Source organism: bacterium (assembly GCA_040756715.1).
Taxonomy (GTDB): Bacteria; UBA9089; UBA9088; order UBA9088; family UBA9088; genus JBFLYE01.
In genome coordinates this window covers 1-12715 of record JBFLYE010000207.1, presented here as the reverse complement: position 1 = coordinate 12715, position 12715 = coordinate 1, and the positions used below count along the sequence as shown (strand labels likewise).

At 36.9% G+C, this 12715-nt stretch carries 13 protein-coding genes; 2 read left to right on the top strand and 11 right to left on the bottom strand.

Features of this window, described 5'->3' with window-relative positions; all coding sequences use genetic code 11:
* Nucleotides 1–148: 148 nt before the first annotated feature.
* Nucleotides 149–853: a glycosyltransferase family 2 protein gene (locus AB1397_08030; protein MEW6482919.1), complete on the top strand. Its 705-nt coding sequence runs from the start codon at nucleotides 149–151 to the stop codon at nucleotides 851–853.
* Nucleotides 854–1073: 220 nt separating this feature from the next.
* On the top strand, nucleotides 1074–2144 hold the full coding sequence (locus tag AB1397_08025; protein MEW6482918.1) for an NAD(P)/FAD-dependent oxidoreductase: 1071 nt from the start codon (nucleotides 1074–1076) through the stop codon (nucleotides 2142–2144).
* A gap of 171 nt (nucleotides 2145–2315) precedes the next feature.
* On the opposite strand, the gene AB1397_08020 is transcribed toward AB1397_08025, so the two are convergent.
* From AB1397_08020 to glgC, 11 genes are all read right to left on the bottom strand, one after another.
* Nucleotides 2316–3389, bottom strand: a complete 1074-nt coding sequence (locus tag AB1397_08020) for a D-alanine--D-alanine ligase family protein (protein MEW6482917.1) — start codon at nucleotides 3387–3389, stop codon at nucleotides 2316–2318.
* 87 nt (nucleotides 3390–3476) lie between these two features.
* Nucleotides 3477–4325, bottom strand: coding sequence for an ATP synthase F1 subunit gamma (gene atpG, locus AB1397_08015; protein ID MEW6482916.1), 849 nt, complete (start codon nucleotides 4323–4325; stop codon nucleotides 3477–3479).
* Nucleotides 4326–4349: 24 nt separating this feature from the next.
* On the bottom strand, nucleotides 4350–5861 hold the full coding sequence (gene atpA / locus AB1397_08010; protein ID MEW6482915.1) for a F0F1 ATP synthase subunit alpha: 1512 nt from the start codon (nucleotides 5859–5861) through the stop codon (nucleotides 4350–4352).
* A gap of 1 nt (nucleotide 5862) precedes the next feature.
* Nucleotides 5863–6396, bottom strand: a complete 534-nt coding sequence (locus AB1397_08005) for a F0F1 ATP synthase subunit delta (GenBank protein ID MEW6482914.1) — start codon at nucleotides 6394–6396, stop codon at nucleotides 5863–5865.
* Nucleotides 6393–6887, bottom strand: a complete 495-nt coding sequence (atpF, locus tag AB1397_08000; protein MEW6482913.1) for a F0F1 ATP synthase subunit B — start codon at nucleotides 6885–6887, stop codon at nucleotides 6393–6395. Before atpF ends, AB1397_08005 begins: the two co-directional genes overlap by 4 nt.
* The gene (gene atpE, locus AB1397_07995) at nucleotides 6887–7150 is read right to left on the bottom strand and encodes an ATP synthase F0 subunit C (GenBank protein ID MEW6482912.1); all 264 of its coding nucleotides are present in this window, start codon (nucleotides 7148–7150) and stop codon (nucleotides 6887–6889) included. Before atpE ends, atpF begins: the two co-directional genes overlap by 1 nt.
* Nucleotides 7151–7458: 308 nt before the next feature.
* Nucleotides 7459–8217: a F0F1 ATP synthase subunit A gene (atpB, locus tag AB1397_07990; protein MEW6482911.1), complete on the bottom strand. Its 759-nt coding sequence runs from the start codon at nucleotides 8215–8217 to the stop codon at nucleotides 7459–7461.
* Complete coding sequence (locus AB1397_07985; GenBank protein ID MEW6482910.1) at nucleotides 8214–8444, bottom strand: hypothetical protein; 231 nt, start codon at nucleotides 8442–8444, stop codon at nucleotides 8214–8216. The genes atpB and AB1397_07985 overlap by 4 nt, the downstream gene beginning before the upstream one ends.
* A 33-nt stretch (nucleotides 8445–8477) precedes the next feature.
* The gene (locus tag AB1397_07980; GenBank protein MEW6482909.1) at nucleotides 8478–9914 is read right to left on the bottom strand and encodes a Do family serine endopeptidase; all 1437 of its coding nucleotides are present in this window, start codon (nucleotides 9912–9914) and stop codon (nucleotides 8478–8480) included.
* Nucleotides 9911–11317 (bottom strand): glycogen synthase GlgA, encoded by a 1407-nt coding sequence (gene glgA, locus AB1397_07975; GenBank protein ID MEW6482908.1) that lies wholly within the window; start codon nucleotides 11315–11317, stop codon nucleotides 9911–9913. Before glgA ends, AB1397_07980 begins: the two co-directional genes overlap by 4 nt.
* 12 nt (nucleotides 11318–11329) lie before the next feature.
* Nucleotides 11330–12544: a glucose-1-phosphate adenylyltransferase gene (glgC, locus tag AB1397_07970; protein ID MEW6482907.1), complete on the bottom strand. Its 1215-nt coding sequence runs from the start codon at nucleotides 12542–12544 to the stop codon at nucleotides 11330–11332.
* Nucleotides 12545–12715 lie beyond the last annotated feature (171 nt).

Below are 12715 nucleotides of genomic sequence, written 5' to 3'. Positions count from 1 at the left end.
ATAATGATAAGAATATGCTGTCTTTTTTAACCAATTTTAGTAATCCTCCATTAGGTCAACAAACATATCAGATATCGCTTTTACCAACTTATAAGTTTAGACAATTTATTTCAAGGTTATTATTTTTAGTTTGGAGAAAGGATAAGATATGAAAGTCACCCTACTTGTTTTTACCTTAAATGAAAGAGAAGGGATGGAAAAAATTATGCCAAAAATTAAAAAAGAATGGGTGGATGAGATAATCGTTGTTGATGGCGGTTCTACGGATGGGACAATAGAATATGTTAGAGAAAATGGATACTCTGTGATAATCCAGAAAAAAAGGGGATTGAGAAATGCATATATTGAAGCATTGGAATGTAGCACTGGAGATATAATAATTACCTTCAGCCCGGATGGCAACTCTATTCCTGAACTTATCCCACCATTAGTGGAAAAGATGAAAGAGGGATACGATATGGTTGTTGTTTCTCGCTATCTTAAAGGTGCCAAAAGCTATGATGACGATATAATTACTGCCTTTGGCAATTGGATGTTCACCTCTTTAATAAACTTAATTTATCGGGCAAAGTATACCGATGCAATAGTGATGTTCCGTGCCTGGAAAAGAGAAATTTTTAAAGAACTAGATTTAGATAAAGAAGAAACCTATAGAACCGAAGAAAGGCTTTTTCACACAACGGTAGGGGTTGAACCACTATTATCTATAAGGGCAGCAAAAAGAAAACTAAAAATTGCCGAAATCCCAGGAGACGAACCTCCCAGAATGGGTGGGAAAAGAAAATTGCAGATATTCCAGTGGGGTGCCGCCTATCTCTTTGAAATTTTTAGAGAGATATTTATTTGGCATTAGAGTAAGCTAAGGGAGGGTTAGAGAGGTGTGATTTCAAAAATCATAGAAATAGGGATTCAAGGCTTAGGCTTAAAAGAATGGGGATAAAAGACGAATTTGTCTTTACCCAAGCAGGGAGAATCTCCATAAATTAAATCTCTTAAGATGAGGAAGGTATCATAAAAAAGAGGCTTTGGAAGGGTAATGAAGAGCGTATATTTAAGGTTATAAACCTAATCTTATGGAAGAAATAGAAATTGCTATCATAGGTGCAGGGGTTGTAGGGCTTTCTTGTGCCAGTAGATTGGCGGATAATAAAAGAGATATCGTAGTTATTGAAAAGCACTCATCCTTTGGTCAAGAGACAAGCAGCAGAAATTCTGAGGTTATCCATTCAGGGATATACTACCCCAATGGTTCTTTAAAAGCAAGGCTTTGTGTAGAGGGAAAAAGTCTGCTTTATCAATTTTGCGAAAGATATAATATTTCCTATAATCGCCTTGGAAAGCTTATTGTGGCTTGTAATGAGAATGAGGTTGAAGAATTAGAAAGCCTACTTAAAAATGGAGAAGAAAATGGGGTAGATGACCTTATGCTATTATCAAAAGACAAGATAAGAGAAATAGAACCTAATATCAAAGCAATTTCTGGCCTATATTCTCCCTCCACAGGCATCATAGATACCCATCAACTAATGAGGGTATTAGAGTTTTTGGCAAAAGAGAAAGGGACTATCTTTGCCTATAACTGCGAGGTTATAGGGATTGAGAAAAAAGAAGGGGGATATAAAATTGAGGTCAAAGATAGTGATGGGTCTATCTCTTCTTTTTTTATCCATATTGTTATCAATAGTGCAGGGCTCACCTCAGATAAAATAGCAAATATGCTTGGATTTGATTATAAACTTAAATACTGTAAAGGTGAATATTTCAAGGTAAGGAGTGAAAAATCAAGGTTGGTTAATCATCTAATATATCCTACACCAAATAATGATGGATTGGGGATTCATACAGTGCAAGACCTTCAAGGAAGTCTTAAGCTTGGACCAAATGCCTTCTATATAAAAGATATAAAGTATGATGTGGACGAATCACATAGACTTGAGTTTTATGAAAAAACAAAATCCTTTCTTCCATTTATAGAGCCAGATGATTTATCACCGGATATGTCAGGTATAAGACCAAAGTATAAACCTGACTTTATCATTAAGCACGAAGAGGCATTTCCTGGTTTTATCAACCTAATTGGAATAGAATCTCCAGGCTTAACCGCAAGTTTATCCATCGCAAAATATGTTGAGGGTTTGGTATAAAAATTGAATTTGAATGGTTTGTATCTATCAACTCCAACCAATATTTACTCTTCTTTTGCTTCTTTACGGCAAATCTTTATTCTCATATTGTTTTGAATTTTTAATTTTAGTCATTTGAATTTGTTTTTTTGATTTCGGATTTCATTTGTTCCCTTAAAGCTATACACATACCTAAAATATACTCAATTCATAAGAGAATTTTGTTTTCTTCTTTTCATTATATGCCTCAAAGCCGAGCTCAATAAGCCTTGTAATTAGCTCTTTAAATTCTATCCCCAATGGCTTAAAGAGATAGAAGGATAGAGAGCCTGGGATTGTGTTTATCTCATTGATATAAATTTCATTATCCTTTAAAAGAAAATCTATCCTTGCTATCCCACTTAAACTGCAAGCCTTAAATGCGCCAATTGCCATATTTTGAATCTTTTTTGTTAATTCATCCGAAATTTCTGCGGGAATCTTCCTTGATATACCCTTCATCCCCTTTCCCTTCCTATATTTCTCGCTATAGGTTAAAAATTTATCCTCCTTTATTACCTCCTCGCATAAAGAAGGAATGACCTCCCTTTCTCCAAGTATGGCACAATTTATCTCGGAAAAAGAAGATAAAGCCTTCTCAACAATTGCCTTTTGTGAATATTCAAAGCAAACATCCAAGGCAAAGGAAAGCTCATCTTTGTTAGAAGATGTATTTACACCAATGGATGAGCCAAGGTTTGAAGGCTTTACAATTACCGGATAGGAAAGATTTTTTTCTATATCTTCAATTATTCCTTTTTCACCCCTTTCAAAGCAAAGCCAATCTACAATTGGAAATCCTAAGCTTTTAAATATCCTCTTTGAGGCAATCTTATCCATACAAAGGGAGGAACCCAAAACAGAAGAGCCAACATAAGGAATATCAGCAAGCTCCAACAAACCCTGCAATGTTCCATCCTCGCCATATGTTCCGTGAACCAAAGGAAATGCAATATCAATATCTATCCTTTTATGGAATACGCCTTTTTTAATAAGTCCAGCTTTTGGAATGGGAGGAAAAATTATTTCCCTATTTGGAATTTCCTTTTTAAAGGCTTCAATATTACAAGGGCCAAGCATCCATTTCCCATCTTTTGTAATATAAATAGGGATTGGCTCATATTTCTCTCTATCAATTGCCTCAATTACTTGGTATGCAGTGATAACAGAAATTTCATGTTCAACCGACCTGCTTCCAAAGATTATGCCTACCTTTGTTTTTTTCATTTTGTTATAGATCTGTGGTCAATATGGCTATATTTTTTAGCCTCACTAAGCAATTCCTTTGATATTCTTCCAGCAACAGCATTTCTCTTATAGTGCCTCTCCTGCACTCACAATCTCGGTTATCTCCTTGGTTATCTTAGCCTGTCTTGCCTGATTGAAGGTTAGAAATAGCCCTTCTATAAGCTCCTCTGCATTCCTGGTTGCATTTTCCATGGCAACCATACGCGCGGCATGCTCTGCGGCAAGGGACTCAAAGAATACCCTGAGGAGTTGAAATCTAAAATATAAGGAAAAGATTGAATCAAGACAGACCCTATAATCGGGTTCATAGATGTAGTCAGAGACAAATAGAGATTGAGGTTCTTTTGGAATAATAGGAATAAGGCTGGTTATCTTTGGCACCTGCCGAAAGAGAGAGATAAATTCATTATAGATTAAAGTTACTTTGTCAAATTCAAAGGAAAGATAGCCTGTCATTATTCTTTTTGCTATTCTTCCCGAAACAAGCTCAGTCTCTTTCTCTAATAGAGACTCTATCTCCATTATCTTGTAAGGCTTGTTTTTAAAAAACATTTCACCCTTTTTTCCAATAATAAGAAGTAAAATATTGTATGGGGTATTTTTTATGTATTCCTCTGCAACCCTTATAATATTTGCATTAAAACTACCACAAAGCCCCCTTTTTGATGTTAGTATTATCAAAAGCTCATTTTTTATCCCTCTTTCCATAAGGAATGGATGCTTTTTCTCTGCCCTAAGGCTAATGTCTGCCATAATCTCAGAAATCTTGTCGGAGTATGGACGGATTTGTTTTATTATATACTCTAGCTTGGAAAGCTTTGCACAGGCAACCAGCATCATTGCCCGGGTAATCTTTTGGATATTCCTAATAGATTTTATCCTTTGCTTGATAAACCTTATTGCTAGCTTTGCCATTTAAAATTTGCAAACTTCTTTAAACTATTTTTCAAATATTTCTTTGAATTCCAAGATTGCCTTATCTAGCCTTTCCCTTAAATCACCTACAAAATCCTTTTTTTCTTGTAATTCTTTCTCTATTTCTGGGTATTTTTCATCCATAAATTTAAAGAATTCCTTTTCAAACAAAACTACCTTTTCCTTGGGAAGAGAATCAAGAAATCCTTCAACCCCTGCTTCAATTATCATTACCTGCCTTGCTACCGGCATGGGTTTGTATTGCTCTTGCTTTAATACCTCTGTCATCCTTTCCCCCCTGGTTATCTGAACAAGGGTTGCCTTGTCCAGGTCCGAGGAAAACTGGGCAAATGCGGCAAGCTCCCGATATTGGGCAAGATCAAGCCTTAACCTTCCGGCAACCTTTTTCATTGCCTTGTTTTGAGCAGCAGAGCCAACCCGAGAGACAGACAATCCAACATTTATGGCTGGTCTTATCCCAGCATAAAAGAGGTCTCCCTCAAGGTAGATTTGTCCATCTGTAATAGAAATAACATTGGTGGGGATATAGGCAGAGATGTCCCCTGCTTGGGTTTCGATAATAGGAAGGGCAGTCAAAGAGCCACCGCCATTTGCATCATTGTATTTTGCCGCCCTTTCCAGAAGCCTTGAATGTAAATAAAATATATCCCCTGGATATGCCTCCCTGCCTGGTGGCCTTCTTAAAAGCAAAGACATTTGTCTGTATGCCTGGGCATGCTTGGATAGGTCATCATAGATAACCAGGCTATGTTTTCCATTATCCCTGAAATATTCACCGATGGCACACCCGGTATATGGTGCGAGGTATTGCAATGGTACGGGTGAATTCGCGGTAGCAGAGACAATTATGCTATATTTCATTGCATCGTTCTCCTCTAATATCTTATTCACATAAGCAACATTTGATTGCTTTTGTCCAATCGCAACATAGATACAATAAACATCCTCATTTTTTTGATTAAGGATTGTATCTACAACAATGGCTGTTTTTCCTAATGACCTATCTGAGATAATAAGCTCCCTTTGACCCCTGCCAATGGGAATCATAGAATCTATTGCCTTTATCCCTGTCTGTAATGGCTCACAAACAGGCATCCTGGAAACTATGGATGGCGCCCTTTCTTCAATGGGTCTATAATGTTCTGTTTTTATCTCTCCCTTTCCATCTATAGGCTCACCTATACCATTTACAACCCTTCTAAGCAAACTTTCTCCCACCGGAACCTCCATTATCCTTCCCGTGCATTTTGCCCTATCCCCCTCCTTTACCGAATCCTCAGGTCCTAAAATTACCGCACCCACATTTTCTTCCTCAAGGTTTAGCACATAGCCCCTTATGCCAGATGAAAATTCCAATATCTCACCTGTCATTGCCTCATCCAAGCCATAGATAATAGCAACACCATCTCCCACCTGGACCACCATTCCCTCACGAGATACTACAAGGGTCTTTTCAAACCTTTCAATCTCTTTAAGGATTACCTCAGATATTTCACCCCCCTTTATTTCTGCCATTTTATCCTGTGATTGTTTTTTCTATCCTTTTTAAATAGCCAAGGATAGAGCCATCTATTCTCTTTGAGCCAATTTCAAGGATTCCTCCTCCAATTATAGCTTTGTCTATATTTATATCAAGAATAACCTCTTTTTTCAATATTTGCTTTAATTTTTCAATAAGCATCTTTTTTAATTCCTCCTTTACCTCAAAGGCTGAGGTAAGGATAACCCTTATCCTTTTCTTTTCGCTGTCAAGCGTCTTATTAAAATAGAGCAGTATTTGGGGAAGGAGATTAAGCCTCTGCTTTTCAATGAGGAGAAATATAAACCTTGCAAGCTCATCTGACAGATTTTCAAAAAGATTTTTAAGAAAATCCATCTTTAGAGAGAAAGAAATTGCTGGATTTGAAAAAACCTTAAGGATTTTAGGATTTTCACTTATCACAGAGGATATTTTTAATAATCCACTTTGATTTTCCTCTAATCTTTTTTCCTTTACCATTTCAAAGAATGCCTTGGCAAATCTCTTCGCTATCCTCTCTTTTCTTATCATTTAACATCCTCCTCTTTGATCTCTCTTATAAATTCAGAAAGCAAAGCATCTGCCTTTTTTTCATCAATAACCTCCTTTGTTAATTTACCTGCTATGGCAACAGAGATCTTTGCTATATAAGAAATTGCATTTTGTTTCTCCTTCTTTATCTCCTGCTTTGCATTGGTAAGGATTGATTGTGCCATTGTTTCTGCTTCCTGCTTTGCTTTTTTTAATATCTCATCCTTCGCTACCTCTCCCTCCTTTATAGCCTTTTCTATTATTTTCTTTGCCTCATCCCCTGCATCCTTAAGCCTTTTTTCTGCTTTTTCTATTAACTCTCCTGATTTCTTTTTCTCCTCATTTATAAGGGAAAATGTATTGTTTATCTCCTCCCTCCTTTTCTCAATAAATTTTGCCAAAGGAGAAAAGAGAAACCTTGCCAGAACAGCCATAAGCACTAAAAAGCTTATGAACTGAACAAAAATCATCCAGGGGTTTATCTCAATCATTACCCACCTAATACTTTATCAAGTAATGGCTTTGCAAAGACAAAGAGCAAGAGCATTGAGATAAGCAAGACATAGAGAACCAGAGATTCCATAAAGGCAAGACCAAGAATCAATAATGTCTGGATCTTGCCGGATGCCTCTGGCTGCCTTGCCATTCCCTCGGCTGCCTTTGCCGTTGCATTCCCCTGGCTTAAAGCAGCAGCAAATGCTGCTAAACCCAAAACAAACCCTGCGGTTACAACGCTCGCAATCAATGCTTCCATATTTTTACCTCCTCCTTTATTTTGTTTCTTTTTTTCTGGGATGGTCTTCCCGATAAGAGACAATAAGGACAACTCTACCCATAATCAAAATTGTCACCAGGGCAGCAAAAAGTATTTCCATTATTTTCCCTCCTTTTTAGATGGAATAATACATAGTCCTATAATAAATGTTATGAGAGCGATTATAAAAATTACAATTGCATGCTTAAAAGATATTCTTTTTCAGAAAGAAGGCTACCAAATACACCAAAGGTAAGTAAATATTTTGTAACATCCAGCATCATCTTCCCTGCCTCCTTTCTTCTGCTTCAATGCTCTGTTTCCTCCATTGCTAAATCAACATAAATTATAGAAAGAAGAAAAAATACCAATGTTTGAACGCAACAGGTTATTATTCCCAGAGCCATTATTGCTACTGGCAATAAAACAGGGATAAACATCGTTAAAACATAAAGAATGGGCTTCTTGGCGAATAAAACAACCACAAAGGATAAGCAAAGAAGGGTGGTATGCTTTGAGAACATATTGACAAATAGCCTAAGTGATAATGAAAATGGCTTGGCAAGCTCACCCATAAGGTGGATGATCATAAATAAAATATCAGCCAAAATATTAAGGGGTAAAAGCCATAAATTATTTCTCCAGAACCTTATGGGAAAGAGAAAATGGGAAAGGTAGTTAAGCCCCTTTTTTCTTATCCCCATATAATGCGTGGTAAAGAATACAGCAAGTGCCAGGCCAATTGTTGTATTCCAATTTCCTGTGGGAGAGCCACAACCAGGGATAAGACCAACTAGGTTTGAGAAAAGGATAAATATAGCAAGTGTTCCAAAAAGGGGAAGGAATGGCTTTCCATGCTCTCCCATTATGGCTGTAATAAAAGACAAAACAGCCTCTATAAAAAGCTCAAAGAAATTCTGAAGCCTCCCTGGCTTTTCCTTTAAATTCCTTGTGGCAAGAAGGGCAAGAACAATAATGATAAAAGATACAACCCCTGTCATAGCAATAGGGTTCTCAGAAACATTATGGATAAACCAGATAAGAGGCGAATGTTCATGTTCTTTCATCTTTTATTTATAGCCCAAAGAGCGATGAATAAAGGAAATAAAGCAAAGCCAATGGCTAGAAAAATTGGGCTTAGCTTAAGATAAAGAGAAAAAAGAATAACAAAAGAAAAAAGGATATACTTTATAAATATAAGAAAACCATTCTTTTGGCTTCTTAAAAGAAATAAGAGGTTAAAAGCGCTGATTAGGCATCCTAAAATAATAGAAAGTGCCCCTTCTAAATTCATCTAAAAAGTATATAAGAAAAGACCTTCAATATTTCAATCTTTAGATCTTTCAATTGTTGTATAAAATACATATCCCTCCCTTTTGATAAAAAAGAGGATATTTTTCTTTTTTATCTTTCCTGCCTTTTTCTTTATTTCATCAAGGGATGTTATCTCCTCCCGATCAATTTCCTTTATAATATCACCCCTTCTTATTCCTGCAATATCTGCTTTGCTTCCTTGCAAAACATTAGAGACAAGAATACCCTTTTCATCCCTTGAAAAGCCAAATTCCTCTGCAATTTCGGAATTAAGCTCTTGAAGGGTCATCCCAAGCCATTCAAAGACACCGCTTTCTGAAGGCTCTTCTTTTTCCTCTGGCATCTTTTCCAATTTTACCCTTAGGGTAATTCTCTTCCCTTCCCTTATAAGAGAAATCTCTACCTCCTTTCCTACACCCTTGCTCAATACCTTCTGTTGCAATTCTTTGCTTGTTTTAACCTTCTCATTGTCTATGGATATGATAACATCACCCCTTTTTATTCCTTCCTTCTCAGCTGGGCTATTTTTCATAACCTCTGAAACTAAAACACCCTCTTTAACCTCAAGTCCCATTGATTCTGCAATTTCTTCGGTTAAATTCTGAATATAAATACCAAGCCAGGCGCGGATAACCTTTCCATGCTCAATGAGGTCTCCAATTATCTTCTTTGCCATATTTATGGGTATGGCAAATCCTATTCCCTGTGCTTGACCAACAATGGCTGTGTTTATCCCGATTACCTCTCCTTTTATGTTGACAAGGGGACCACCAGAATTCCCAGGGTTTATAGAGGCATCGGTCTGGAGGAAATTTTCATATTCTGCAATATGCAATGTCCTTTCCTTTGCACTAATTACCCCGATGGTTACGGTATGGTTAAAGCCAAATGGGTTTCCAATGGCGATTGCCCAGGAGCCAACCTTTACCTTATCCGAATCACCAAGCCTTGCAACCGGTAAGCCATTTGAATCTATCTTTATCAAGGCTAAGTCTGTCTTTGCATCGCTTCCTACAATCTTTGCATCAAACTTTCTTCCATTAAGGAGGGTTACCTTTATCTTTGTTGCATCCTTTATCATATGATAGTTTGTAAGGATATAGCCCCTCTCATTAACAATAAAACCAGAACCCAATGATTGCTGGGTATATTCCCTCTCTTTCTCCCTGGGAAAGAAATCCTTGAAGAAATCATCAAAGAAGGGGTCTCTAAACCAAAAATCCCCAAAAGGGTTAAATGGCCTTACCTTTATCTTTGTCTCGGTGCTTAAATTAACCACAGATGGTTTTACTTTCTCTACTACAGAGACAAAGGCATCTTCAAGGCTTATAAGGCTTTCTATTTTTTCTTCCTTCTCTCCATTTACTGGCTTTGGCTTTAGGGGATTAAGCCCTGTGCCAATAATGAAAAGAAGAAGAACAATTACTCCCGCATAAAGATATTTTTTCATAATTTTATCACCTCTCTATAAAGATTAACATATTCTTTCATGCTTCTTTTCCATGAAAAATCCTCTTTCATCCCATCCTTTACCATTTTAGCCCAAGCTTTTTTCTCAGAGAATGTATTATGAGCCCTTCTTATAGCAGAGAGAAGATCTTCCTTTGTGTGATTTTCAAAAACAAATCCATTCTCTCCCTCCCTTATTGTATCAGCTAACCCCCCGGTTTTTCTAACAATTGGGATTGTTCCATACCTTAAGGCGATCATTTGGGTTAAACCGCAAGGTTCATATTTGGAGGGGATAAGGAAAGCATCACATCCTGCATAGATCATCCTTGCCAGCTTATCATCAAATTTAATATTTATGCCTATCTTTTTCTTGTATTTTTTAGCTACCTCCTCAAATAGCTTATGGTATTTCTCCTCTCCTGTTCCAAGGATTACAAGCTGAATTCCCATATTCATAATATCATCTATAGCAGATGATGTTATATCAAGGCCCTTTTGGTCACATAGCCTTGTGGTCATTCCCATTAAAAATATATCCTTATCCTCTACCAGCCTATTCTTTTTCTGCAAAGAGAGCTTGTTTAAAACCTTGTCCTTTATCTTCTTTGAGCTATAATTAAATATTGCTTTATCCTTTTCTGGATTCCATTCATTGTTATCTATTCCATTTAAGATGCCAAACAATGAACCTTCTCTGCTTCTTAATACGCCCTCTAGCCCCAAGCCAAATTCGCTTGTTTGTATTTCTCTAGAATAGGTTGGGCTTACGGTTGTAATAAAATCTGAATAAACAAGCCCTGCCTTGAGGAATGAGAATTTTCCCCAATATTCAAGCCTTTCGTAATGCCATTCATTATCAGAAAACCCGGCAAGGTATAGGGTCTCCTTTGGAAATACACCTTGATAGCCAAGGTTGTGGACGGTAAGGATGCTTTTTATCCCTTGATACTCATGGTTAAGCTTTATATAAACTGGAATAAGAGCTGTCTGCCAATCGTGGCAATGAATGACCTCTGGTTTTATATTAAGCTCTTTTATTGCCTTTAGGACAGCCAGATTAAAAAGGATAAACCTCCTGTCATTATCGGGATAATCACCTTCTGGCGTTGAATAAAGGTAATCCCTATCAAAGTATTTTGGGCAATCTACCAGGAATACAGGAAAGCCAAGGTTTTCTGTTACCTCAATAGAGACAGCCTCTTCATCACCTCCCATCTTAATAGAAAAATCTATTACCTTTTTTCTCTTTTTTGCTACCTTCTCAACAACCCTGTGGTTTGGAAGGAATGCACAAACATCCTCCTTTTTGGAAAGCTCTTTAGAAAGGGCTCCACAAACATCAGCCAGACCACCGGTCTTGGCATAAGGCACCATCTCTGGTGTTGCAAAAACAATCTTCATCTTACCTCCTCCTTAAATTTTTGTATTCCTTGGGATAACCACAATCCCCTTTTCGGTTACAAAAAACCTTTTTTTATCCCCTTCTTCATCATAACCAATAATTGTATTGGGAGAAATATAGCAATTCTTGTCTATAATTGCCCTCTTTATCTTTGAATACCTTCCAATCTCAACATTATCCATAATCACAGACTCCCTTATATCTGTATAGCTATGAATCCTTGCATATGGCGATATTACTGACCTTTCAACCCTTCCTCCACTTATAATAGCACCTGGTGATATAATGGAATCAAGGGCTATTCCTATCCTTCCCTCTGCTTCATTGGCAAATACAGTCTTTGCGGGTGGTGCTGGTTCATAGTATGTATGAATTTGCCATTCCTTGTCATAAAGGTTGAATATTGGACTTACAGAGACTAAATCCATACTTGCTTCATAATATGCATCAAGTGTTCCAATATCTCTCCAGTATAAGACCTCTTTCTTATTTTCGTCAATAAATGGATAGGCATAGATATTTGCCTTTTTTTCTATAAGAAATGGAAGGATATCCTTTCCAAAGTCATGGCTTGTCTTTCTCTTTGCATCATCTTCTAAAACATCCCCAATGAATTTTCTATTAAATAGATATATGCCCATTGAGGCATAAAAATTTGGTATCCTTTCCACAAAAGCCCTATCTGGTTTTTCATAGAAGGATGTAATTCTATTATCTTCTCCTGTCTCCATAATCCCATAATGATGTACTGTTTCAATAGGAACGGGTAAGGCACCAACAGTTGCATCGGAGTTTTTTTCTATATGAAAATTTATCATCTTTGAATAATCCATTTTATAGATATGGTCTCCTGCCAAGATAAGGATAAACTCTGGGTCTTCCCGGTCAACAAAATAGAGGTTTTGATATATTGCATCGGCTGTTCCCTGATACCAATCATTAGATACCCTCATCTGGGCAGGAAGGGCATCAATAAACTCACCTAGCTCTCTGTCAAAAAAATCCCATCCCATCTTTAAATGCCTCATTAGAGAATACGATTTATATTGAATAAGGACATAGATCTTTCTAAGACCTGAATGTATGCAATTGGATAGGGTAAAATCTATTATTCTATAGATTCCACCAAATGGCACAGCTGGCTTTGCCCTATCCCTGGTCAAGGGATAGAGCCTATCGCCCTTTCCACCTGCCAAAACAAAGGTTAAAACCTTTTTCGTAATCATAGATATATTTTACACCTTCTTTTTAGGAATTTGCAATAAATTATAGCATATGTGTTTTGCTGGTTTAACAGTTAAGTTTTTGTATGTGTTTAAGCTTCCTTTGATAAAGTGCTTTTATTTATAGTATCTTCCATCACTTAGTGCAAAAATAGATAGGGTGTGTTTATCTGT

Bases quoted from the DNA above. Each gene is read 5' to 3' on its own strand.
- AB1397_08030 (MEW6482919.1), top strand. From the start codon at position 149: ATGAAAGTCACCCTACTTGTTTTTACCTTAAATGAAAGAGAAGGGATG.
- AB1397_08025 (MEW6482918.1), top strand. From the start codon at position 1,074: ATGGAAGAAATAGAAATTGCTATCATAGGTGCAGGGGTTGTAGGGCTT.
- AB1397_08020 (MEW6482917.1), bottom strand. From the start codon at position 3,389: ATGAAAAAAACAAAGGTAGGCATAATCTTTGGAAGCAGGTCGGTTGAA.
- atpG (MEW6482916.1), bottom strand. From the start codon at position 4,325: ATGGCAAAGCTAGCAATAAGGTTTATCAAGCAAAGGATAAAATCTATT.
- atpA (MEW6482915.1), bottom strand. From the start codon at position 5,861: ATGGCAGAAATAAAGGGGGGTGAAATATCTGAGGTAATCCTTAAAGAG.
- AB1397_08005 (MEW6482914.1), bottom strand. From the start codon at position 6,396: ATGATAAGAAAAGAGAGGATAGCGAAGAGATTTGCCAAGGCATTCTTT.
- atpF (MEW6482913.1), bottom strand. From the start codon at position 6,887: ATGATTGAGATAAACCCCTGGATGATTTTTGTTCAGTTCATAAGCTTT.
- atpE (MEW6482912.1), bottom strand. From the start codon at position 7,150: ATGGAAGCATTGATTGCGAGCGTTGTAACCGCAGGGTTTGTTTTGGGT.
- atpB (MEW6482911.1), bottom strand. From the start codon at position 8,217: ATGAAAGAACATGAACATTCGCCTCTTATCTGGTTTATCCATAATGTT.
- AB1397_07985 (MEW6482910.1), bottom strand. From the start codon at position 8,444: ATGAATTTAGAAGGGGCACTTTCTATTATTTTAGGATGCCTAATCAGC.
- AB1397_07980 (MEW6482909.1), bottom strand. From the start codon at position 9,914: ATGAAAAAATATCTTTATGCGGGAGTAATTGTTCTTCTTCTTTTCATT.
- glgA (MEW6482908.1), bottom strand. From the start codon at position 11,317: ATGAAGATTGTTTTTGCAACACCAGAGATGGTGCCTTATGCCAAGACC.
- glgC (MEW6482907.1), bottom strand. From the start codon at position 12,544: ATGATTACGAAAAAGGTTTTAACCTTTGTTTTGGCAGGTGGAAAGGGC.